The organism is Muricoccus harenae (assembly GCF_009848505.1).
GTDB classification, from domain to species: domain Bacteria; phylum Pseudomonadota; class Alphaproteobacteria; order Acetobacterales; family Acetobacteraceae; genus Roseomonas; species Roseomonas harenae.
Genome location: NZ_WWDL01000014.1, coordinates 67,879 through 90,342, shown reverse-complemented (window position 1 = coordinate 90,342; position 22,464 = coordinate 67,879). Strand labels below are relative to the sequence as shown.

Genomic DNA, 22,464 nt, shown 5'->3' with positions numbered 1-22,464 from the left:
GCCCGCAGACGAGCAGCCACCCGGCCGACATCAATCGGAATGGCCGGCCGACATGACGTCGGAATACGTGGCCGACTTCGCCTCGGAACAGGCGGCCGACATCGTCGGAATCCACAGCATCGGCGCGTCACGGTTCACTTCGATGGCGGCGGCAAGCGCAATGCAGAGGATGGAGAGCGCAAGCAGGATCCCGATCCAGTCCGCTTCGAACCACCAATAGTACCGGCCGAGCGACATGGTGACGGCCAGCCCCCCGAAGCCGATGGCAAGGAGCGGATAGCTGACGAAGTCGAGCCAGTGCAGCACCTTGGCGCGTGGCACCGGTGTCAGGGGCAGCAGATAGACAAAGGTCAGCGAGGAGAGGGCGAGTCCGGCCTCCAGTATGAGCAGGCCGCGCCAGGGCTCGATATCGAGCAGGTAGGGCGAGATGAGCCGCGCGACCACAGGCATCATGGTGTTCAGCGTGAGGGCGAGGGAGACGCCCCAGGTTAGCTTCTTCGCCTGCGGGAAGGCGTCGAGCATATAGAGGAAGCCAAGGGTCGAGATGGGGGATGCGGCGCAGCCCGCCACGAAGCGCACCGCCACGGCCGATTGCAGGTCGAAGACAAAGAGGTGAAGCGTCGAGGCAAGGACGAAGACGGCGATGCCGACCTCAGCGAAGAGGCGGAGGCCGAACTGGGTCCGGATCTTCACCAACAGGATCGTCAAGCTGACATTCGGCGCCATATAGGCGGCGATCAACCAACTCGTCTCCGTCAGGGTAGCGCCGAGCGCGCCCTGGATCTGGCTTGTGTTCGCCGCGATCAGGTTCATGCCCAGGCCCTGCGTCGTCCACAGCAGGATCGACGCCGCGATGCAGGCGATCATGCGCCGGAGCGGAACCGTGGCCGGCGCAGGCGGGGGAGGGGGCGGCGTGGCGGCCGTAGTGTCAGCGCCGGACATTGTCGCTCGTCCCGGCTTCGTCGCTGCCTGCATCCAGCAGGGTGGCGGCGGATTGCCCCTCGATGCTCCGGATGAGGCTGCCCAGCACGCGGCTGGCCACCTCGAGATCCTCCTCCGCGATGTCGCGCAGCACGGCGTGCTGCATCAGCCCGGAGATGCGCTCCAGCTCGACCACTTCGGCCCGCGCCTTGTCGGTGAGCGCGACCTGCTTGGCGCGCCGGTCGCCGTCGACGGCGCAGCGGCGGATCAGCCCGCGCTCCTCCAGCCCGTCGAGCAGGCGGACGAGGGTGGGCTGCTCAAGGTCCAGCACCGCCGCCAGCTCCGCCTGGTTCACGGCGCTGTTCCGCGAGATGTGCAGGAGCAGCCGGGCACGGGCCAGGGTCAGACCCCGGGTGCGGATGGCGGCATCGAAGAGGGTGCGCACCTTCCGGCCTGCAACCGAAAGCTCGGCGAGGAAGCCGGCGCGCACCGGGGAGGAAGAGGAAACCATGGGTGCCTAAACGATAGGGTGCTAATTATGTGCTCCCTAGTTAGATCCCCCTGGGAAATGGGACAAGATGCGTCCGCCCCGTGCCTAACGGGTCAGACCCCTAAGAAATGCGCGGGTCGAGTGTGGGTTCGGACCGGGCCGACGGGCGTGTCCTCGACAGGCGCCTCAGAGGCGCTGCGGCGCCGCCTTGGCCAGGATTTCGCGCGCATGCGCCGCATCGGCCGCGATCGCGGCCTTCAGCGCATCAAGCCCGTCGAAGACCGCGTCCTCGCGCAGGAAATGGTGCAGGCGCACGCCAATCTCCTGGCCATAGAGATCGCCTGACCAGTCGAAAAGATGGGTCTCCAGTCGCGTCTCCGGATCACCTCCGAGAGTCGGGCGTCGGCCGACATTCGCCACCCCGGGCACCACCGAACCGTCCGGTAGCGCGGCGAAGACGGCATAGACGCCGCGTGCCGGCTCCAAATGCCGGCCCAACCAGATATTGGCCGTCGGCCAGCCCAGCTCGCGGCCCAACCGGTCCCCATGGAAGACCTCGCCCCGCACCTCCCAGTCGCGGCCGAGCAGGACGGCGGCGCGCTCCGGATAGCCATCCTGCAGCGCACGGCGGATGCGGGTGCTGCTGATCGGCCCGGCGGCATCCGAGAGATGCGGCACGACCGAAAGGCCGATCCCGCGCGCCTCCGCCCAGCGGGCGAGGAAGTCCACATCGCCGCCGCGGCGGTGGCCGAAGGCGAAATCCGCCCCGCAGGCCAGATGCTTCGCGCCCAGGGCGCGGAGCAGCACGGTGTCGCAGAACTGCTCGGCCTCCATGGCGGCCAGGGCGGCATCGAAGGGGATGGCGTGGACATGAACGCAGCCGGCGGCGGCCAGGGCGGCGGCCTTGGCAGGCAGCAGGGTCAGGCGGAAGGGAGGGTCCTGCGGGCGGAAATGCTCGCGCGGATGCGGCTCGAAGGTCAGTGCGGCCAGGGGTAGGTCCGGGCGACCGGCATGGGCGGCGGCCAGGACGGCGCGATGGCCGCGATGCACCCCATCCAGGTTGCCCAGCGCGACGGTGCCGCCGCGGGCTGCCTCTGGCAGGGCGTGCCAGTCGGTCCAGAGCTGAAAGGCCATGGATGGAAGATCAGGCCTGGGCGACGCGCTCGATCCAGCGCGTCAGCGCCGGCGGACGGAAGGCGGCGAGCATGTCCAGGGACTGCTCGGGCATCACGGCCGTCATCGAGAGCATCCGGTGCTCGGGCTTCACGAAGCCCTCGGTCACCATGGAATCCAGCATGTCGTTCAGCCGGGACCAGTAGCCGTTCACGTCCAGGAAGACCGTGCCCTTCTTGTGCAGGCCAAGCTGCGACCAGGTGAGGACCTCGAAGGCCTCCTCCAGCGTGCCGAAGCCGCCGGGCAGCACCACGAAGCCATCGGAAAGCTTGGCCATAAGCGCCTTCCGTTCATGCATGGAATCGACGATGTGCAGGCGGGTCACCGAGCCATGGCCCAGCTCGCGCTGCACCAGATGCTCGGGGATCACCCCATCGACCTCGGCGCCGGCTTCCAGCGCCGCATCGGCCACCACCCCCATCAGCCCGACCTTGCCGCCGCCATAGACCAGTCCAAGGCCGCGGGCGGCGATGGCGTGACCCAGGGCGCGGGCGGCTTCGGCATAGGCGGGGTTGGTCCCAGGGTTTGCGCCGCAGAAGACACAGACCTTCTTCATTTCAGTGTTCATGGACCGAATGTGGCACCGCGGCATGGCACTATCCAGCCGGGACGGGCTCGGTTCTGGCATGGAGGGGAGGAAGCATCACGACGGCTTCACCCTCCAGCACCACGACTCCGGCGACCGTGCAGCAGGTGCGGAGGGTGGCCCGGCGGCGATCAGGGTCCAGGGCCGTCACCGCGGCTGTGGCGGCGACGGTCTGGCCGATGCGGACCGGGGCGCGGAAATGCAGGGTCTGGGATACATAGACCGCCCCCGGCCCCGGCAATTTGGTGCCCAGCAGGCCGGAGATGAGGGAGGCGGTGAGCATCCCATGCGCCACCCGCTCCCCGAAAAAGGAGGACGCGGCAGCCTCGGCATCCAGATGGACCGGGTTGTTGTCGCCGGAGACGGCGGCGAAGAGGAGGATATCGGATTCCGTGATGGTCTTGGCGAAGCGGGCGGACTGGCCCAGCGATAGGTCCTCGAAGCTTAGCCCGTCCATTCCGGTTCCCCTTCCCCCGGCGCGCCAGCGGAGCCCAGTTGCCGCCAGCTTCGCACGCCCTGCCCCCCGCGCAAGGCGGCCTGGCGGCCATTCCCGCCCCGGCCTTCCGCCTCACCTCCCCGGCGGAGCCTGGAGAAGCACGCCGGACCAGTCCAGGCCGCGATAGGTCTCGTAGCCAGGGGTCACATGGAAGGCGATCAGCCCCCCGCCCTGGGCCCTTACGCCGCTTACGGCGCACCGGCGGTCGAGCGCCAGGTTCTCCTCCAGCTCGCCCCTGCCATCCGAGGAGGCCAGTATCCGGCCGCGGGCATCCAGCAGCAGCATGCGGGAGCGCGCGGCCTCCTCAGGCGAGAGGCGCACGCCATCCACCACCGCCCGTGCCTGTGGCTCCCAGTCGAAATGAATGCCCAGCACGCCGACCGGCCGCCCGTTGGCCTGCCCGCCCTCGCGAACGGCCGCGGCATCGGTGGCGACCGGCGCGCCGCCCAGGGCGGCGCAGCGCGTGACATCGGCCACGGCAAAATCGTCGCCGCTGGCGGATTTTAGCGCCTCGCGGAACCAGTGCTCGCCCGAGACGTCGAGGCCGCGCAGGCCCAGATACCGACCCGGGCGCCCATGCGCGAGGATCCGGCCCTCCGGAGAAGCGATCCAGAGATCGAGATAGACCGTATAGGCCGAGAGGATCACGCCCAGCCGCGATTCCGCCTCCGCCACCCGGGCGGCGTCCGGGCTGGTGCAGCAATCGACCATGGCGGAATCAGTGGCCCACCAGCGCACGTCGCAGGTGCGCTCGTAGAGGTTGCGGTCGATGATCTCGATGGCATTGAGGCAGAGATCGGTCAGGCGCTGGCCGCGGACCTCCGCGGCCATGCGCGTGCCGAGATTCCGCAACTCCTCCAGCGCGCCACGCAGCTCGGTTTCCATCTCAGCCGCCAGCCGTGCCACCTCGGCGGAGACGGCCTTCACCTCCCCAGCCACCACGGCGAAGCCGCGGCCCAGCTCGCCGGCCCGCGCGGCCTCGATCGTCGCGTTCAGCGCCAGGATGCGGGTCTGGCCGGTGATGGCCTGGATAGCGCGGGCCTTCGCCGCGGCCAGGGTGGCAGCCGTCTCGGCCAGCTCGACCACGCGTTCCGGCGTCGCGGCTGGGAGGCCAGACGGCGTTCGTGCCGACAGGTCGGCGGTGCTCATGGTACCGAAGGAGCCGCCGTCCATCCCACTTCTCCAGCCTTGCCGGCCTAGTATGCCGCGCGAGTCTGAATGCCTGCTGAAGATGGTGCCCGGGGTCCCCGGGTGCGTAGGAACGCCGCCGACTTCGGGGCATGGACAAGCCCCCCGCCCTGGCGCGAGAACCCGGTGGCGCCAAGGAAAAAGGACGTCTGCCCATGCCAGTTACCCAGGTCGGTACCAGCGAGGCCCTGTTGGAGGAGCTGCGCGGTTGGGTGCTGCATGAGACCCCGACCACCGATCCGAAGGCGGTGAACGGGCTGATGGACAAGGCCGAGGCCGGGTTGCGCGAGGTGGGCGCCGCCATCACCCGCATTTCCGGGCGCGACGGCTATGGCGACAACCTGGTTGCCCGCACCCCAGGCACAGGCAAGCCCGTGGTGATCGCCGGCCACCTGGACACGGTGTGGGACCATAAGACGCTCGACACTTCGATGCCCTGGAAGGTGGAGGGCGAGAAGGCCTTCGGTCCCGGCATCTACGACATGAAGGCTGGGTCATTCCTGGCCTTCAACGCCGTGCGCGAAATCCTGCGCCAGAAGGTGGCGACGAAGAGCCCCATCACCCTGTTGCTGACCCCGGATGAGGAGGTGGGCAGCCCCACCTCCCGCGCGCTGATCGAGGAGGAGGCCCGCGGCGCCCGCGCCGTGCTGATCCCTGAGCCGGCCGGCGGCCCCAACGGCAGCTGCGTGACCGCCCGCAAGGGCGTGGGTCGCTTCGTGGTGAAGATCCAGGGCGTCTCGGCCCATGCCGGCGGCAACTGGTCCGAAGGGCGCAGTGCCGTGGTGGCGCTGGCCGGGCTGATCCAGAAGGTCCATGGCATGGTCGACCTGGCCGGTGGCACCACCACCAACGTGGCTCCGGTCTGGGGCGGCACCCGCCCCAACGTGATCCCGCCCGAGGCCGGCTGCGAGATCGACCTGCGCGTGGCCACCGAGGCGGATGGCGAGCGGCTCGAACAGGCGATCCTGGGCCTGGCCGGCACCCAGGACGGCATCACCATCACCGCCGAGGGCGGGATGAACCGCCCACCCTTCGCCGAGAACGCAGATATCCTGAACCTCTACGAGCGTGCGCGGGCGCTGGCGCGCGAGGCCGGCTACGAACTGCCGAAGCAGCATCGCGGCGGCGGGTCGGATGGCAACTTCACCGCTGCCCTGGGCATCCCGACGCTGGATGGCCTCGGCTGCACCGGCGCCGGCGCGCATGCGCCCTTCGAGCATATCCTGTGGCGGGACCTGGCGCCTCGGGGGCAGGTGATCGCGGGGCTGCTGGAGACGCTGTGACGCCAGGGGCTTTGCCCCTGGACCTGCAATCGGTTTGGCGGCTGCCTGCGGCGCCGCCTTGTCCGCCCCTATCCCCTGATAATTGGACGCGGGGTCCGGGGTGGCCGCTGCCACCCCAGCGGAGGTCCGGAGGCAGGGCCTCCGGGGCCAACGGCGCCGTCAGAACCGGAACCGCGTCCCCACCAGCACCGTCCGCCCGGGGATGGCGAAGCCGTTCACCGGCTCGAAGTCGCTGTCGGTCAGGTTCCGGCCTTCCGCGAAGAGAGCCACCGGCTCCGTCACCTGCCAGGTTGCCGTCAGGTTGAAGACGGCACCGGCCTTGTTGTCCCGCGCGGCCATGTAGGCGCTGCCGTCGTCGCGGTAGGAAGCGAAGGCGCCTTCGCGCGAGCGGCCGAACAGGATCACCTCCGGCGCGATGGTCACGTTCTCCATCGGGCGGAGGCTGGCGTTGATGGCCAGCTGCTGCTCGGGACGACGGGCCAAGCGCTCGCCGCTGCGCGCATCGCGTGCGTCGGTGATGGTGTAGGCGGCGTTCACCGTGAGCCAGCGTGCGGGGCGCAGGGTAGCGGTGAACTCGGCGCCCATGATGCGCGCGCGGTCGATGTTCTCCAGCGAGGTGAAGGAGGCGTCGTAGTTGATCAGGTCGCGGATGCGGTTGTCGAAATAGGTGGCACCGAGAGTCGCGAAGTCCTTTTGCCCTGCCAGCCGAATGTCGAACTCGGCCCCCGCCTCCCAGCCGGCGGAGATTTCAGGGCGGAGATCCGGATTGCCCTGGAAGAAGTCCCCAATGCGTCCGTAGCGTTGGTAGAGCGAGGGCGCCTTGAAGGCGGTGCCATAGGCGGTGCGCAGGCGCGCGCCGATCTCCGGCACTGCCAGCACGGCGCCGAGGCGATAGGTGGTGTGGGTGCCGTAATCCTCGGCATCGTCGTTGCGGATGCCGGCGGAGAGATCAAGGCGCCGGAACAGCCGCAGCTGGTATCCGGCCTGCGCCCCGGTGCTGCCGGCATCGGCATTGGTGGTGGTGCGGAAGAAGGCGTCGCCGGAGGCCTGGCGGACCTCCTCGCGCTCATGGGTCACGCCGAAGGACAGCTGGCTCTGGTCGATCAGGCCGGCATCGGGCAGGCGGAGCTGGTTGCCCCAGTCGAAGACCGTGCGCTCGCCACGATAGAGATCATCGGTGGTGGAGAGGGAGAGACTGTCGGCGAGGTTGCTGTAGCGGCGGCGGTCCACCGTGCGGGCGATGCGGAAGCCCGTCGTCCAGGCGTTGAGGGGGCGGGCTTCGGCACGGATCTGGCCGGTGTAGCGGCGATCCTCGAAGGAGTAGTTCGGGTCGTCATTCGGCACGTCGTCCAGCCCGCCATGGTTCTCACGCCAGTTGGCCAGGCCTTCGAGCCGGAAGCGCTCGCTCGGAGTCCAGCCGAGGCGGACGGTGGCGCCAGTGCTGCGGAAGCCGTCGCGTTCCCCGGTGTCGCGGGTGAAGCGCGAGGGAGTGGCGTCCGTGCCGCGGGTGGAGAGGCTGCGGAGAGAAAGCAGGTAGTCGAACTCGCCCACCGTGCCGGCGATGCCGCCGCCGCCGCGCAGCGTCCGGTTGCTGCCGCCCGCGAGCTCGCCATAGGGTGCGAAGCTGCGATCCTTCGGTGCCCGGCGGGTGACGATGTTCACCACTCCGCCGATGGCACCGGAGCCATAGAGGGAGGAGGCGGGGCCGCGCAGCACCTCGATCCGCTCCACGTCCAGCCCCAGCAGCTCATTGCCGAAGTTGAAGGCGCCATTGGGCTCGGCGGCGTCGTTGATCGGCACGCCGTCCAGCAGCACCAGCGCGTGGCGGGAGGCGGTGCCGCGGATGAAGGCGCTGGAGGGCTGGCCTATGCCGCCGGACTGCAGGAGGGAGAGGCCGGGCACCGTCGCCAGGGCCTCGCCGAGGGTCTGGTAGCCGCGTTCCTCGATGGTCTGGCGGTCGATCACCGTGACGCCGGCGGGCACGCGCTCGATGGGCGTGGGCACGCGGGTGGCGGTGACGACCGTCTCCGACACGGCCGCGCTGGGCTGGGTGACGGGCGGCGTGGGCTGGGCGAGGGCGGCGGGTGCGAGGGCGGTGAAGGAAAGAAGAAGGCGTCGCATCGGATATCCCCGGCGGAGCGGTCTCGATCGGCCGCGCGCCGGATGTGGTGCGCGGCGGGTGGACGCGGTTCTCGCCTGCGGAAGGGGCGTGTCGCCCCCTGTCCAAGGTCCGTTGCGCCGGTGCACCTCGCCCGGCACGCGCGAGACAGCTCTGCGCCGGCCGGTCTCCTGGCTCGCGGCCGCCCTTTCGGGATGGGCCCCCGCCTTCTCATGGCCCCTTTCCAGATGAGGGCAGCCACAATGGCGTTGGGGGCCGGATCGGCCGCCTACAGTTGCGAGGGCAGCTGCGGATGGGTGCCGCATGGCAGCACGTCGCGCATTCCCGTTTCAGCCCTTGCGGGCCACCGGCGCATGGCGTGGCGTGTAACGCAGGGTGGGCCGGGTCGCGAGGGTTCCAGGGCCGGTTCCGCGGGGCAGTGGCCCCGATGCATTCCCCGGTGTGTTCCTCAGAACACGAAGCCGAGCGCCTCCACCCCTAGCCAGCACAGCACGCCCAGCACGGCGGTAGCGAAGGCGCAGCCAAGCACGGTCAGCGCGATGCCCCAGCCCATCGTCTTGCTGTCATGTTCCACCAGCCCCAGGGCCATGACGATATTGCCGAAGGCGGGCGGGCCGTTGGTGCCCGGGCCGGGCAGGATGAGCATGATGGAGACATAGACGGTCAGCCAGCCGAAGAGCCTGTCACCGAAGGGGGAAGTGAAGGGGCCGGGACGCGGGCGGACATATTTCTCGATCCGGCGCAGCCATTTGGATGAGGCGCCGGCCAAGCGCAGCAGGTCGGTGCGCCTGATCGATTGCCGGGCCATGAAGCCGGGCAGCTTCGGCACGCGTCGGCCGAGACCCATCTGCACCCCCAGCACCAGCATGGGGAGGCCGAAGACGCTGGCCATGCCGGGCAGAAGGGAAGGGAGCAAGAGCAGAAGGATCAGCAGGCCGAAGGCGCGGTCGCCGAAAGCCTCGGCCATCTCCCCCAGCGTGATGCGCTCGCCCGGAAAGGTCGCGGCAACCTCGGCCACGATGCGGGAAATGGGGGCCTCATGTGCCGGGGTCTCGCCCAGACCGGGCGAGGGCAGGTTCATCGTGCCGTCCATGAAGTCCGAACTTTGCCCCTGCTTAGGTGTTGAATGGAAGCGACATCGCAGCACTGGCGGGGCTCCGCCGGCATCATGCCCGGAGGGGCCAACGCCAGCGCGCATTGTTGATCCTGGGCTCAGCGCTCAGGCGAAGCCAGCAGATGCACGCCCGCAAGCACGAATTCAACTGCAGGGAAGTGGCCATTATGTGGCTCGGGCCGTGCCATGCCTGGCGAGGCGTGCATTGCCCGTCGCCGCCGGGTGCCCCAACTTGCGCCGGATGCGGGACGTGGACATCGCTCTCTGCCTGGCGGTGGACGCCTCCTCCTCCGTCGATCATGACGAGTTCGGCCTGATGATGGGCGGGTTGGCCGCGGCCTTCCGCGATCCGGCGGTGGTGGCGGCCGCGATGGGCGGGCCCCGCGGGGCGGCGGCCGTGGCGGTGATCCTGTGGTCGGGACCGAAGGCCCAGGCCGTGGCCGTGCCCTGGATGCTGCTGGCGGATGTCGAGGGCGCCACTGCCCTGGCCGATGAGGTGGATTCCGCCCCGAGGCTGGTCCCGGCCGGCGCTACCGCGCTGGGAGAGGGGTTGAGGGCCTCGCTGCGCCTGCTGGCGGAGTTCCCGGGGGATGCGGCTCGGCCGGTGGTGGATGTCTCGGGCGACGGGGCGGGGAATGCCGGCATCGCCTCCGGCCCTGTGCGGGACGCGGCAGTGGCGGCGGGAGTGACGATCAATGCCCTGGCCGTCGTGAACGAGGAGCCGGACCTGGCCGCCCATTACGCGGCCGAGGTGATCGGCGGGCCGGGTGCCTTCGTCATGGAATGCGGCGACTACGCCGCCTTCGCCGAGGCTATCCGGCGCAAGCTGGTACGGGAGCTGCGGGGCGCGCTGACGGCGTGACGGGTTGTCCCGGCCTGCGGGGGGGTGCAGTTTGTGCGGGCTTCGACGCCGCCACACAAGGTCACCCGGCATGCTCCTGCTCACCCCCGGCCCCGTTCAGACGCGCCCCGAGACGCGCGCGGCCATGGCCGTGGACATCGCCCCCTGGGACCGCGACTTCGGCGTGGAATACATCGCCATCCGGGAGCGGGTGCGCGACCTCGCCGGCGGCGTCGCGGGGGTGCATGCGACGCTGCCGCTCCAGGGTGCCGGGCATTTCATGGTGGAGGCCGCGTTGCGGACCTTCGTGCCGGCGGGCGGGCGGATCCTGGTGCCCTGCAACGGTGCCTATGCGGAGCGCATCATCCGCCTCGCGCGCGAGGCTGGGCGCAACCCGGTGCCGATGCCGGTGCCCGATACGCGCCGCGTGCGCGGCGACGAGGTGGCGGCGGCCCTTGCGGCGGATCCGACGATCTCACATGTCGGGATGGTCTATTCCGAGACGGGCAGCGGCATCATCAACGATCCGGCCGAGGTCGGCGCTGCGGTGCGCGCGGCGGGGCGGAGGTTGATCGTCGATGCCGTCTCCGCCTTCGGTGCATTGCCCTTCGACCTGAAGGCGCAGCCGGAATGCGATGCGGTGCTCTTCACCTCCAACAAGTGCATTGAGGGACTGCCCGGGATCGGTTTTGCGATCTGCCCGATGGAGCGGGCGCGCGAGCGCGCGGGGAAGGCGGGGTCCTGGTGCTTCGACCTGGGCGACGTGCTGCTGCATGCCGAGCGGTCCGGCTGGGGGAGCTTCCGCTTCACGCCGCCGGTGCAGGCGCTGCATGCCTTTGGCGTGGCGATGGATCTCTATGTCGCCGAGGGCGGGCAGAAGGCCCGGCTGGCACGCTACACCGAGAACATGCGCGTGCTGCGCGCCGGGGTGGAGCGGCTGGGGCTGCGGCCTTATCTCGACGCCGCGCACCAGGGGCCCATCATCCTGACGCTGCACCAGCCGGATTCTCCCGGTTTCACGCTGCAGGGCTTCGTCGATGCGCTGAAGCGGCGCGGCGTGCTGATCAGCAACTTCTTCACGACGAAGACACCCACCATCCGCATCGGCTGCATCGGGGCGGTGACGCCGGACGATATGCGGGGCGCGGTGGCGGCCATGGGCGAGGTGCTGGCGGAAATGGGCGTGGCGCCGCGCGTCGCCGCCTGATCCGGCCCATGCGGGGCGCCTGTTTCCGGCGCCTCGTTGCAACGCTTCCGTGGCCGGTCAGAAGCGGTAGCCGACGCCCTCACTGATGATCCTGGGGCGAAGCTGGCGCGGTTGCTGATGGGTTGCCGCGCACGGGCGGCTGCCGGATCCCGCGGAAGTCCTCTGGGCAGGAACGGCGCCAGCGCGGTGCGGCTCATAAGAGCCGCGGCCCGTGCACCGATCCTGATCGAGAGGGGCTTCCCGCTTTCCCATGGCACGTGCCGCCGTGCGAAAACGGGCACCGGTCGCGGAGGTGCGCGGCGTTGACCTGCGTCAACGCCGGGCCGCACGCCGGGTCAGCTCGCTGTGATGCGCGCGACCTGGATCACCTCGCGCCAGCGGTTGATCTCCGCCTCCTGGAACCGACGATAGTCATCGGGCGTGCTGGGCACGACATCGAAGCCGATGGCTTCCAGGCGCGGCTTGGTATCGGGATGCAGCAGCGCGTCGCGCAGAGCGCCTGCCACGCGGTCCCGCAGCGGGATGGGCATGCCGGCCGGACCCATGAAGGACTGCCAGGAGGTGACGACGAAATCATTGAGCCCGGCCTGCTTCGCCGTCGGCACACCCGGCAGCACGGGATGAGGATTCTCGCTGGTGACCATGAGCGCACGCAGCCGGCCGCCCGAGATATGGGTGGCCACCGTGCCGAGATTCTGGAAGGAAAGGTCAATATTGCCGGCGATCAGGTCCGTCGCCGCGGCCGCGCCGCCCTTATAGGGGACATGGGTGATCTCCGTGCCGGTGCGCAGCTTGAACAGCTCCGTCGTCATCTGATCCGAGGATCCGACACCGGAGGTGGAGTAGGAGGCGCGTCCGCCGCGCTCCTTCAGCCAGGCGATAAGCGAGGCCATATCGCGGGCCGGATGCTTCTCGTTCACCACCAGCACGTTCGGCGTGGTGACGGCAAGCACCAGCGGGGTGAAGTCGCGGATGGGATCATAACCGAGTTCCGGACGGAGCGCGGCGTTGATCGCCCAGACGCCGATCGAGCCGATCATCAGCGTATGCCCATCCGGCGCTGCGCGGGCGGCGGCTCGGGCAGCAATCTCGCCATTCGCGCCCGGGCGGTTCTCGACCACCACGGTCTGCCCGATCGCCTGGGTCATGGTGTTCGAGGCAGCCCGCGCCACGATGTCCGATGGGCCGCCCGCCACGAAGGGCACCAGCATGGTGACGGGACGGCTCGGCCAGCCCTCGGGCGCCTGCGCCTGCGCCAGGCCTGGCCGGGCGAGGAGCAGGGCGGGCGCGGCCAGCAAGCTCCGACGGGTCGCCTTAAGGGCGGAATGGGGCATAATTCGTCCTCCCGGATCTTTCGTTGCTGGAAGCATGGCATCCCCGGACTGCACAGGCCAAGCCTTGCCTTCTTGCCGAGCGTCAGTGCCTGCCTTAACCCCCAGGGATCAGCCCTGGGGATCATGGATGACGACGGATCTGGAGATCGCGCGGGCCACACCGCTGCGCCCCATCACCGAGATTGCGGAGCGCGCCGGCATCCCCCTTGACGCCCTGGAGCCGCATGGCCGGTACAAGGCCAAGCTGGGCATGGATTTCGTCCGCGCGCAGGAAGGGCGGCCCGAGGGTGCCCTGGTGCTGGTGACGGGGATCAACCCGACTGCCGCCGGCGAGGGCAAGACCACCACCACCATCGGACTGGGCGATGCGCTGAATGCGCTGGGCACCCGCACGATGATCGCCCTTCGCGAGCCCTCCCTCGGCCCGTGCTTCGGGGTGAAGGGTGGGGCGACCGGTGGCGGGCGGGCGCAGGTGGCCCCGATGGAGGAGATCAACCTCCATTTCACCGGCGACTTCCACGCGATCACCTCCGCCAACAACCTGCTGTCGGCGATGATCGACAACCACATCTACTGGGGCAATGCGCTGGACCTGGATGCGCGCCGCATCGCCTGGAAGCGCGCCATCGACATGAACGACCGGGCGCTGCGGCTTTCGGCCGTGGGCATGGGCGGCGTGGCGAACGGCTTCCCGCGCGAGGACGGTTTCGACATCACCGTTGCCTCCGAGGTCATGGCAATCTTCTGCCTCTCCAAGGACCTGGACGACCTGCGGGCGCGGCTGGGGCGCATTATCATCGGCCAGGCGCGCGATGGCCGGGCCGTGACGGCGCATGAGCTGAAGGCGGATGGCGCCATGGCCGCGCTGCTGCGGGACGCGCTGATGCCCAACCTGGTGCAGACGCTGGAGGGCAGCCCGGCCCTGGTGCATGGCGGGCCCTTCGCCAACATCGCCCATGGCTGCAACAGCGTGATCGCGACGCGGCTGGGGCTTCGCCTGGCCGATGTGGTGGTGACGGAGGCCGGCTTCGGCGCCGACCTGGGCGCCGAGAAGTTTCTCGACATCAAGTGCCGCATGGCGGGGCTTTCTCCCGCCGCCTGCGTGGTGGTGGCGACCGTGCGTGCGCTGAAGATGCATGGCGGCGTGGCGAAGGCGGCGCTGGGAACCGAGGATGTGGCGGCGGTGCGCCGCGGGCTTTCGAACCTCGAGCGCCATGTCGAGAACATGGGCAAGTTCGGCCTGCCCGTGGTGGTGGCGCTGAACCGCTTCACCTCCGACACCGATGCGGAGATCGCGGCGGTGCGGGAGGCGATGGCGGCAGCGGGCACGCGCGCCATCCTCTGCACCCATTGGGGCGATGGCGCGGCCGGCGCGGCGGAGCTGGCTCGGGCGGTGCAGGAGTTGATCGCGGGCGGCACGGCCCGCTTCAAGCCGATCTACCCGGACGACATGAAGCTGGCCGACAAAATCGCCACCATCGCGCGGGAGGTCTACCACGCCTCCGACGTGTCGCTGCCACCGGCTCTGGCGGCACGGCTGACGCGCTTCGAGGAGGCAGGATTCCGCAAGGCGCCGGTCTGCATTGCCAAGACGCAGTATTCCTTCTCCGCCAATCCAGCGCTGCTCGGCGCCCCATCGGGCCATGTACTGCCGGTGCGGGACGTGCGGCTTTCCGCGGGTGCCGGCTTCGTGGTGGCGATCTGCGGCGACGTGATGACCATGCCCGGCCTGCCGCGCCACCCGGCGGCCGAGACGATCGGGCTGGATGCCGAAGGGCGGATCGACGGGCTGTTCTAGCCCGCCATCCGCCGCCGGGCGGCTCACGCGCAGGGCAAGAAATTCGTCCGCCGAGGAAACGGATGGGCGGGGCGGGCGTTCCTGCCCCCCAGGCATAACGAGCGGGCCGGAGGCGGCGGGGAAGGGTCCCCGCCGCCTCCGGCCCGTTCCTTGCCTGGAGCTCCGGACCGACGAGGTTGAAGCCATGCCGATCCTCACTGTCCGACACGTGACGACCTATCGCTACCGCCAGCCCGTCTCCTTCGGCGAGCACCGGATGATGCTGCGCCCACGCGACAGCCATGACCAACGGCTGCTGGAGGCGCGGATCGACATCCAGCCGGAGCCCTCGGAGTTCTGGTGGGTGCATGACGTGTTCGGCAACAGCGTGGGCGTGGCCCGCTTCGCCGCCCGTGCGCGGGAGTTGCGCTTCGAGAGCACCATGCGCCTGGACCATAACCCCGTGGAAGATCTGGACTTCCGGCTTGAGGACCATGCGCGCAGCCTTCCCTTCTCCTATTCCACCGAGGAGATGCCGGATCTGGCACGCTCCATCGAGCGCCACCACGCGGACCCGGATCGCGTCGTGGACCGCTGGGCGCGAGGCTTCCTGAACAAGGACGGGCCAGCCGCCACGCTGGACCTGCTCGCCACCATCACCCGCGCGGTGAAGCGGGACTTCACCTATATCTCCCGGAGCATGCGCGGCATCCAGGAGCCGTGGCGCACGCTGGAACTGGGCAGCGGCACCTGCCGCGATTTCGCGCTGCTGATGATGGAGGCGGTGCGCTCCCTCGGCCTCGCGGCACGCTTCGTCTCGGGATACCTCTATTCACCGGCCCTTCAACCCGGGGCGCAGGACGGCCGTGCACATGTCGGCGGCGGTGCGACCCATGCCTGGGTGCGCGTCTACTTGCCTGGTGCAGGATGGGTGGAGTTCGATCCCACAAACGGCATCGTCGGCAACCGCGACCTGATCCGCGTGGCGGTGGCGCGCGATCCTGCCCAGGCCGTGCCGCTGCACGGGCGGTGGAAGGGCTTCCCGGATGATAGCCTCGGCATGGATGTGTCGGTGGAGGTCTCGGCCGAGGGCGAGGATGCCCCGCCTCCGCACCGCTTCCCGGCCCTGCCGGGCGCGTGACGGATGCCGAGCTGTTCCATTCCCGCCGCAGGACGCATCCTGCATTCCAGGATCGGAGGCCCTCCCCTGATGAAGATCCACGCCGGCTACGACATCACCTATGAATGCCCGCGGCCGACACCGATGATCCTGGCACTGAGCGTGCACCCATCCCGCATGCCCGGCGTCGTCGGGCCGCACCAGATCGGCTTCGATCCGCCAATCCCGGTCCGCGAGTACAGCGATGACTTCGGCAATCTTTGCCACCGCATCGTCGCGCCTGCCGGGCGGCTGACCATCTCCACCCGCTTCGACGTCATGGACAGCGGCGCGCCGGACCTGGTGGCGCCGGACGCGCAGCAGGTTCCGGTGGACCAGCTTCCGGACGAGGTGCTCGTCTTTCTCCTTGCCAGCCGCTACTGCGAGACGGACCGGCTATCGGACCTCGCCTGGTCGCTCTTCGGCGGGATAGAGCAGGGCTGGGCACGGGTGCAGGCGATCTGCGACTATGCGCATGAGCGCATCCGTTTCGGCTACGAGCATGCGGATGTGTTCCGCACCGCTTTCAGCGGCAACAACGACCGTGTTGGCGTCTGCCGCGACTATGCGCATCTGGCGGTGGCCCTGTGCCGCTGCATGAACATCCCGGCGCGCTACTGCACCGGCTATCTCGGCGATATCGGCGTGGCGCCGGTGGATGCGGCGATGGATTTCTCCGCCTGGTTCGAGGTCTATCTCGGCAACCGCTGGTACACGTTCGATGCGCGCCACAACACGCCGCGCATCGGCCGCATCCTGATGGCGCGCGGGCGGGATGCGACGGATGTGGCCATCACCACCACCTTCGGCCCCTGCAGCCTCGTTCGCTTCAACGTGGTGACGGATGAGTTGCCCGGGACGTGAGTGATCCCGTGCCCGTCACGCCGCTGAACCTGGAGGGTGCCTCGCCCTTCGTGCTGCTCTGCGAGCATGCCTCGAACCACATTCCGCCGCGCTACGGCGCGCTCGGCCTGCCGGCGGCGGAGTTGGAGCGGCACATCGCCTGGGATATCGGGGCGGCTGAGCTGGCACGGCGGCTCTCGGCGCTGCTGGACGCACCGCTGTTCCTCTCTGGCGCCTCGCGGCTGTTGATCGACCTGAACCGGCCGCCGGGCGTGCCGACAAGCATTCCGGAGCGGAGCGAGGACACGGTGATTCCGGGCAATCTCGGAATCGGCGCTGCGGAACGCGCGGCGCGCGAGGCCGCATGGTTCCATCCTTTCCACGAGGCAGTCGCCGCACTGCTGGACCGGCGGCAGGCGAGTGGCGTGCCAACTCTGGTCATAGGCATCCACAGCTTCACGCCGCACTTCCAGGGCGTCGCCCGCGCCTGGCATGCCGGGGTGCTGTTCGGCGCGGCGGAGGTGTTCGGGCGCACCCTGGCGGCGGCGATCCGGTCTGGGGCGGAGCTGGTGGTGGGGGAGAACGAGCCCTACCGGATCGAGCCGGGCATTCATGACTACACCGTGCCGGTGCATGGCGATACGCGTGGGCTGGAGGCTGTACTGATTGAGGTGCGGCAGGACCTCCTCGGCGATCCTGCCAGGATCGAGGATTGGGCCCTGCGGCTTGCCTCCGCCCTGGGGCAAGCGGCGGGGCGGCGGCCGGGCGGGTAAGCTCCACGGGCCGCGGACGCACCGAGTGGAAAGGGCTGGGCGCGATTGGCCTCCGCGTCTTGCCGGCCAGGACCCGGCTTGGCGAAGGGCCGCCTCTCCTGGCACGCTTGCTGCAGACCCACGTCCAAGACCGCGACCCAAGGGGATTCGACGACCATGAACAGACGCGCATTGCTCGGCACTGCCGCCGCGGCTGGCTTCTCCGGCGCCATGCCTTCTCTCGTCCGTGCCCAGGCGCCTGGGATCAAGGTGGGCTTCCTGGCCACCCTTTCCGGCCCGGCGGCCACCCTCGGCAATCAGTTGCGGGATGGCTGGTTGCTGTCGGTGAAGCATCTGGACGGCAAGTTGGGCGGCGTTCCGGTCGAGACGCTCGTCATTGATGACGAGCTAAAGCCCGATGTGGCGCTGACCAAGGTGCGGGCCGCGCTGGAGCGGGACAAGGTGGACGCGGTGGTGGGTGTTGTCTTCAGCAACATCCTCCAGGCCGTGTTCCGCCCGGTGACGGAGAGCCAGACCTTCCTGATCACCGCCAATGCCGGGCCTTCCACCTATGCCGGGCGCGGCTGCAATCCCTACTTCTTCACCACGGCCTATCAGAACGACCAGCCGCACGCGACCATGGGCCAGGTGGCGCAGGACGAGGGCTACAAGCGCATCTTCATCCTCGTGCCCAACTACCAGGCCGGCAAAGATGCGGTTGCGGGCTTCAAGAGCCGTTTCAAGGGCGAGGTGGTGGACGAGATCTATGTCCCGCTCAACCAGCTCGATTTTTCCACCGAGGTGGCGAAGATCGCGGCGGCCAAGCCGGATGCCATTTTCACCTTCATGCCGGGCGGCCTGGGCGTGAACCTGGTGCGAGCCTACCGGCAGGCCGGGCTGGCGAGCATTCCCTTCCTCTCCACCTTCACCGTGGACGAGGCGACACTTCCCGCGCAGCAGGATGCGGCGCTCGGCTTCTACACCGCGGCGACCTGGGCGCCGGACTTCGCCAATGACCAGAGCAAGCGCTTCGTGAAGGACTTCGAGGCGGCCTATGGCTATGTGCCCGGCAACTACGCCGCCCAGGCCTATGACGCGGCGCTTCTCGTCGATTCCGCCGTGAAGAAGACGGGCGGGCGGATGAGCGACAAGGCGGCGGTGCGGGCTGCGCTGGAGAAGGCGGATTTCACGTCTCTCCGCGGCAACTTCCGCCTCGGCGTGAACCACTACCCGGTGCAGGATTTCTACCTGTGCAAGGTGGTGAAGCGGCCGGACGGCAAGTACGCGACCGAGACGGTGCGCAAGGTGCTGACCAACGACACCGATCCCCATGCAGCCGAGTGCCGCATGCGCTGAGGCATTGCTGACGTGTCGGTCAACCTGCTTCTCGTGCAGCTGCTGAACGGGGCACAGCTGGGCATCCTGCTGTTCCTCGTGGCGGCGGGGCTCACGCTGGTGTTCGGGGTGATGGATTTCATCAACCTCGCCCATGGCGTGCAGTACATGCTCGGGGCCTATGTGGCGGCCTCCCTGGGCGTCTGGGCGAACAGCTTCTGGCTGGGGCTGCTGCTGGCTCTGCCAGTGTCGCTGCTCATCGGGCTGGTGCTCGAATGGCTGGTGTTCCGGCATCTCTACGGTCGCGATCACCTGTCGCAGGTGCTCGCGACCTTCGGCGTGATCCTGACGGTGGATGATGCCGTGCGCGCCATCTGGGGCAGCGCTCCATTGCCCGTGCCGCAGCCGGAAGGCTTCACTGGCGGGGTGGAGATCATGCCTGGCCTCACCTATCCCACCTTCCGCCTCGCCATCATCGTGGTGGGTCTCCTGGTGGCGCTGCTGCTCTGGCTGCTGGTGGACCGGACCAAGGCCGGGATGCTGGTGCGGGCCGGAGCGAGCAATGCACCGATGGTCTCGGCGCTGGGGGTGGATATCGGCAAGCTCTTCACCCTGGTCTTCGGCTTCGGCGCCATGCTGGCGGGCTTCGCCGGCGCGCTGGCGGGACCGGTCTTCGCGGTGACGCCGGGGATGGGAGATGCGGTGCTGATCCTCGCCTTCGTGGTGATCGTGATCGGCGGCATCGGCTCAATCCGCGGTGCCTTCATCGCAGCGGTGCTGGTGGGGCTGATCGACACGCTCGGCCGCGCCATGTTGCCAGACCTTCTGCGGCTGGTGATGGATGCCTCCTCCGCCCGGCAGACCGGGGCGGCGCTTGCCTCCATGCTCGTCTATATCGTCATGGCGGCGATCCTGTTCTTCAGCCCGGCCGGCCTCTTCCCGGTGCGCCGCGGATGAGAGCCCGCCTGCGATTGATTCTGCCGCTGGTCGTGCTGGCAGCGCTGGCCGCCGCGCCCTTCCTCGGCTTCGACAGCAGCTTCGCCTATACGGTGCTGTCGCGCGCGATGATCCTCGGCATGGGGGCGGTCAGCCTTTCGCTTCTCGTTGGCGGGGCGGGGCTGGTGAGCATGGGGCATGCCGCCATGCTGGGTGTGGGTGCCTATGCCGTCGCCTCGCTCGATGCCGCCGGCGTTACGGATGCGCTGATCGTCTTCCCCGTCGCCGCCCTGGCGGCCGGGCTCTTCGCGCTGCTCACCGGCGCGGTGTCGCTACGGACCAGCGGCGTGCATTTCATCATGATCACCCTGGCCTTCGGACAGATGGCTTTCTTCACCGCCTCATCGCTCTCCGCTCTGGGTGGGGATGACGGCTACACGCTTTATGGCCGCACGGAATGGCTGGGCACACGGCTGCTGGAAAACCGGTTGGCCTTCCACTTCATCTGCCTTGCGCTGCTGGCCGGAACCTGGCTGCTCTGCTCCGCCCTGCTGGACAGCCGCTTCGGGCGGGTGCTGCGGGCCTCGAAGGAAAATGCGCTGCGGGCGCAGGCCGTGGGCTTCCCGCCCTATCCCTACCGGCTTGTCGCCTACACCCTGGCCGGGGCGATCTGCGGAGTGGCGGGGGCGCTGCTCGCCAATGCCACCGAATTCGTCTCGCCCGCCACCCTCGCCTGGGGCCGCTCGGGGGAGCTGTTGTTCATGGTGATCCTGGGCGGGGCGGGACAGCTCTATGGCGCCATCCTGGGGGCGCTCGCCATCGTGCTGCTGGAGGAGTGGCTTTCGCATTTGCTGGAATACTGGCGGCTGGCCTTCGGGCCGCTGCTGATCCTGTCGGTGCTGTTCCTGCGGAACGGGTTGGCGGGAATCACCGCCATGCCGAAGCGGCGCCGGCCCTCCGGAAAGCCGGCTGCACTGGGGCAGGAAGCAGATGCTTGAGGCGCTGCTGGAACTGCGCGGGCTGCGCAAGCGTTTCGGGGGGCTGACCGTCACCGACGACGTGTCGCTGACCGTGCTGCCGGGCGAGATCCACGCCGTGATCGGCCCCAACGGGGCGGGCAAGACGACGCTGATCCACCAGATCAGCGGCACCCTGCAGCCGGATAAGGGCGCAGTGATCTTCGCTGGCCAGGATGTGACAGGCTGGTCCTTCCCGCGCCGCGCCAAGGCCGGGCTGGCGCGCAGCTTCCAGATCACCTGCATCGTTCCTGGCTTCACCGCTTTGGAGAATGTCGCACTGGCAGTACAGGCCCGCAGCGGCTCTTCCTTCCGCTTCCTGCGTCCGGCGCGGAGCGAGGCGGCACTGAACGCCGCCGCCCATGCGGCGCTGGACAGCGTGGGCCTCGGCCAGCGTGCTGGCGTAATGGCCGGCAGCATGTCGCATGGCGAGAAGCGGCAGCTGGAACTGGCTGTGGCGCTGGCGACCGAGCCGCGCCTGATGCTGCTGGACGAGCCCCTGGCCGGCGCCGGGCCGGAGGAGACGGAGCGGCTGATCGCACTGCTGCGGTCTCTGCGGCAGCGCTACGGCATCCTGCTGGTAGAGCATGACATGCAGGCGGTCTTCGCCCTGGCGGACCGCATCTCGGTGCTCGTCTATGGCCGCGTGGTCGTCACCGGCACGGTGGAGGAGATCCGCGCCCATCCGGAGGTGCGCAGCGCCTATCTCGGCGAGGACGAGATGGCCTGATGCTGAACGTTCAGAACCTCTCCGCAGGCTATGGCGAAAGCCAAGTGCTGTTTGACGTCTCGCTCTCCGTCGCTGCAGGTGAGGTGCTGGCGCTGCTCGGCCGCAACGGCATGGGCAAGACGACCACCGTTTCCACCATCATGGGGCTGGTGCCGCGCTGGGGTGGGGAGCTGGCCTTCGCCGGCGCCTCCATCGCCGGAATGCCGCCCTATCGCGTGGCGCAGCGCGGGCTGGGGCTGGTGCCCGAGGGCCGGCAGGTCTTCCCGACGCTGACGGTGGAGGAGAACCTGGTCGCCACCGCCGCCGCGCGCGGAGGCAAGGCGCCGCGCTGGGATCTGGAGGCGATCTGGTCGCTATTCCCCCGGCTGAAGGAGCGGCGGCGCAATCTGGGCAGCCGGCTTTCGGGCGGCGAGCAGCAGATGCTGGCTATCGGCCGCGCGCTGATGACCAACCCGTCGCTGCTGATCCTGGACGAGGCGACGGAAGGGCTGGCGCCCGTGATCCGGGCTGAGATCTGGTCGGTGCTAGCGAAGCTGAAGGGGGAGGGGCAGTCGATTCTGCTGATCGACAAGAACCTCTCCGCGGTGCTGCGTCTGGCCGACCGCAACGTGGTGATCGAGAAGGGCCGCACGGTCTGGACCGGCACGAGTGCGGAGCTGGCGGCGGCGCCGGATATCCGCGACACCCATCTGCATATCTGAGAGGAACGCATCATGGCAGCCGAAGCTGGAATCACCCGTGCGGGCGAAGGGCTCGAAGGGGTCTCGTGGAACATCATGGGCCAGACCTACAAGCCTGTGCAGCTTTCCGAGTCCTCGTTCGCCTTCGACACACTCTTTCCGTCTGGCACCTTCGTGCCGCCGCATATCCACCCGGACCAGGACGAGTTTATCCGCGTGCTCGAGGGCGAGTTCGAGCTGATGCTGGATGGCGAGAAGCTGCACGCCAAGGCGGGTGACCTGATCCGCATGCCGATGGGCTCCACCCATGGCATCTTCAACAACAGTGGCGCGAACACGCGGGCGCTGTTCTGGGTTGCTCCGTCGCGCCGGCTCTACGACCTGTTTGTGAAGCTGGACGGGCTTACCAACCCGCCGGACGTTGTGCGCATCTCGGCGGAGCACAACATCCACTTCCTGCCCCCGCCGGCGGAAGCCTGAGACC

22 protein-coding genes and 1 riboswitch are annotated in these 22,464 nt (G+C 69.0%); of the genes, 13 read left to right on the top strand and 9 right to left on the bottom strand.

Annotated elements, in window-relative coordinates:
* Nucleotides 1-30 precede the first annotated feature (30 nt).
* The 6 genes from GSE44_RS12155 to GSE44_RS12130 form a co-directional block, all read right to left on the bottom strand.
* Complete coding sequence (locus tag GSE44_RS12155; RefSeq protein WP_159349089.1) at nt 31-942, bottom strand: MFS transporter; 912 nt, start codon at nt 940-942, stop codon at nt 31-33.
* The gene (locus GSE44_RS12150; RefSeq protein WP_159349088.1) at nt 929-1,432 is read right to left on the bottom strand and encodes a MarR family winged helix-turn-helix transcriptional regulator; all 504 of its coding nucleotides are present in this window, start codon (nt 1,430-1,432) and stop codon (nt 929-931) included. Before GSE44_RS12150 ends, GSE44_RS12155 begins: the two co-directional genes overlap by 14 nt.
* A gap of 165 nt (nt 1,433-1,597) precedes the next feature.
* On the bottom strand, nt 1,598-2,545 hold the full coding sequence (locus GSE44_RS12145) for a bifunctional riboflavin kinase/FAD synthetase (RefSeq protein ID WP_159349087.1): 948 nt from the start codon (nt 2,543-2,545) through the stop codon (nt 1,598-1,600).
* A 10-nt stretch (nt 2,546-2,555) separates the two neighbouring features.
* Nucleotides 2,556-3,140: an LOG family protein gene (locus tag GSE44_RS12140; protein ID WP_159349086.1), complete on the bottom strand. Its 585-nt coding sequence runs from the start codon at nt 3,138-3,140 to the stop codon at nt 2,556-2,558.
* 40 nt (nt 3,141-3,180) lie between these two features.
* Nucleotides 3,181-3,627 (bottom strand): MaoC family dehydratase, encoded by a 447-nt coding sequence (locus GSE44_RS12135; protein ID WP_159349085.1) that lies wholly within the window; start codon nt 3,625-3,627, stop codon nt 3,181-3,183.
* A 111-nt stretch (nt 3,628-3,738) separates the two neighbouring features.
* Nucleotides 3,739-4,839, bottom strand: a complete 1,101-nt coding sequence (locus GSE44_RS12130) for a methyl-accepting chemotaxis protein (RefSeq protein ID WP_159349084.1) — start codon at nt 4,837-4,839, stop codon at nt 3,739-3,741.
* A gap of 170 nt (nt 4,840-5,009) precedes the next feature.
* Here GSE44_RS12130 and GSE44_RS12125 point away from each other — a divergent pair, with 170 nt between their 5' ends.
* Nucleotides 5,010-6,137, top strand: a complete 1,128-nt coding sequence (locus tag GSE44_RS12125) for a M20 family metallopeptidase (protein WP_159349083.1) — start codon at nt 5,010-5,012, stop codon at nt 6,135-6,137.
* Nucleotides 6,138-6,296: 159 nt separating this feature from the next.
* Here GSE44_RS12125 and GSE44_RS12120 read toward each other — a convergent pair whose 3' ends face one another.
* Both GSE44_RS12120 and GSE44_RS12115 read right to left on the bottom strand, forming a co-directional pair.
* A complete protein-coding gene (locus tag GSE44_RS12120) occupies nt 6,297-8,258 on the bottom strand; it encodes a TonB-dependent receptor domain-containing protein (RefSeq protein ID WP_159349082.1) in 1,962 nt (653 codons plus the stop codon).
* A gap of 141 nt (nt 8,259-8,399) precedes the next feature.
* Nucleotides 8,400-8,622: riboswitch (cobalamin riboswitch) on the bottom strand.
* An 82-nt stretch (nt 8,623-8,704) separates the two neighbouring features.
* The gene (locus GSE44_RS12115; RefSeq protein WP_235924749.1) at nt 8,705-9,349 is read right to left on the bottom strand and encodes an exopolysaccharide biosynthesis protein; all 645 of its coding nucleotides are present in this window, start codon (nt 9,347-9,349) and stop codon (nt 8,705-8,707) included.
* A 262-nt stretch (nt 9,350-9,611) separates the two neighbouring features.
* Here GSE44_RS12115 and GSE44_RS12110 point away from each other — a divergent pair, with 262 nt between their 5' ends.
* Entirely contained in the window at nt 9,612-10,232 is a 621-nt protein-coding gene (locus tag GSE44_RS12110) for a DUF1194 domain-containing protein (RefSeq protein WP_159349121.1), read from the top strand.
* A 70-nt stretch (nt 10,233-10,302) separates the two neighbouring features.
* Nucleotides 10,303-11,418 (top strand): 2-aminoethylphosphonate--pyruvate transaminase, encoded by a 1,116-nt coding sequence (locus GSE44_RS12105; RefSeq protein ID WP_159349081.1) that lies wholly within the window; start codon nt 10,303-10,305, stop codon nt 11,416-11,418.
* Between the two features lie 335 nt (nt 11,419-11,753).
* Here the strand turns inward: GSE44_RS12105 and GSE44_RS12100 are convergent, their stop codons facing one another.
* A complete protein-coding gene (locus GSE44_RS12100) occupies nt 11,754-12,752 on the bottom strand; it encodes a Bug family tripartite tricarboxylate transporter substrate binding protein (protein ID WP_159349080.1) in 999 nt (332 codons plus the stop codon).
* Nucleotides 12,753-12,879: 127 nt separating this feature from the next.
* On the opposite strand from GSE44_RS12100, the gene GSE44_RS12095 reads away from it, so the two are divergent.
* The 10 genes from GSE44_RS12095 to GSE44_RS12050 all read left to right on the top strand — a co-directional run bounded on the left by GSE44_RS12095 (nt 12,880) and on the right by GSE44_RS12050 (nt 22,460).
* On the top strand, nt 12,880-14,550 hold the full coding sequence (locus tag GSE44_RS12095; protein ID WP_159349079.1) for a formate--tetrahydrofolate ligase: 1,671 nt from the start codon (nt 12,880-12,882) through the stop codon (nt 14,548-14,550).
* A gap of 184 nt (nt 14,551-14,734) precedes the next feature.
* A complete protein-coding gene (locus tag GSE44_RS12090) occupies nt 14,735-15,670 on the top strand; it encodes a transglutaminase family protein (protein ID WP_159349078.1) in 936 nt (311 codons plus the stop codon).
* A gap of 69 nt (nt 15,671-15,739) precedes the next feature.
* Nucleotides 15,740-16,552 carry a transglutaminase-like domain-containing protein gene (locus GSE44_RS12085; protein WP_159349077.1) on the top strand — a complete coding sequence of 271 codons (813 nt, stop codon included), beginning with the start codon at nt 15,740-15,742 and terminating at the stop codon, nt 16,550-16,552.
* The gene (locus GSE44_RS12080) at nt 16,549-17,304 is read left to right on the top strand and encodes an N-formylglutamate amidohydrolase (protein ID WP_159349076.1); all 756 of its coding nucleotides are present in this window, start codon (nt 16,549-16,551) and stop codon (nt 17,302-17,304) included. Before GSE44_RS12085 ends, GSE44_RS12080 begins: the two co-directional genes overlap by 4 nt.
* A 156-nt stretch (nt 17,305-17,460) precedes the next feature.
* Complete coding sequence (locus GSE44_RS12075; protein ID WP_159349075.1) at nt 17,461-18,639, top strand: ABC transporter substrate-binding protein; 1,179 nt, start codon at nt 17,461-17,463, stop codon at nt 18,637-18,639.
* A gap of 12 nt (nt 18,640-18,651) precedes the next feature.
* Complete coding sequence (locus tag GSE44_RS12070; RefSeq protein WP_159349074.1) at nt 18,652-19,575, top strand: branched-chain amino acid ABC transporter permease; 924 nt, start codon at nt 18,652-18,654, stop codon at nt 19,573-19,575.
* Between the two features lie 14 nt (nt 19,576-19,589).
* A complete protein-coding gene (locus tag GSE44_RS12065; RefSeq protein ID WP_235924747.1) occupies nt 19,590-20,552 on the top strand; it encodes a branched-chain amino acid ABC transporter permease in 963 nt (320 codons plus the stop codon).
* A complete protein-coding gene (locus GSE44_RS12060; RefSeq protein WP_159349072.1) occupies nt 20,545-21,300 on the top strand; it encodes an ABC transporter ATP-binding protein in 756 nt (251 codons plus the stop codon). The genes GSE44_RS12065 and GSE44_RS12060 overlap by 8 nt, the downstream gene beginning before the upstream one ends.
* Nucleotides 21,300-22,001: an ABC transporter ATP-binding protein gene (locus GSE44_RS12055; RefSeq protein ID WP_159349071.1), complete on the top strand. Its 702-nt coding sequence runs from the start codon at nt 21,300-21,302 to the stop codon at nt 21,999-22,001. The genes GSE44_RS12060 and GSE44_RS12055 overlap by 1 nt, the downstream gene beginning before the upstream one ends.
* A 12-nt stretch (nt 22,002-22,013) precedes the next feature.
* Nucleotides 22,014-22,460, top strand: a complete 447-nt coding sequence (locus GSE44_RS12050) for a cupin domain-containing protein (RefSeq protein ID WP_201306048.1) — start codon at nt 22,014-22,016, stop codon at nt 22,458-22,460.
* Nucleotides 22,461-22,464: the final 4 nt, after the last annotated feature.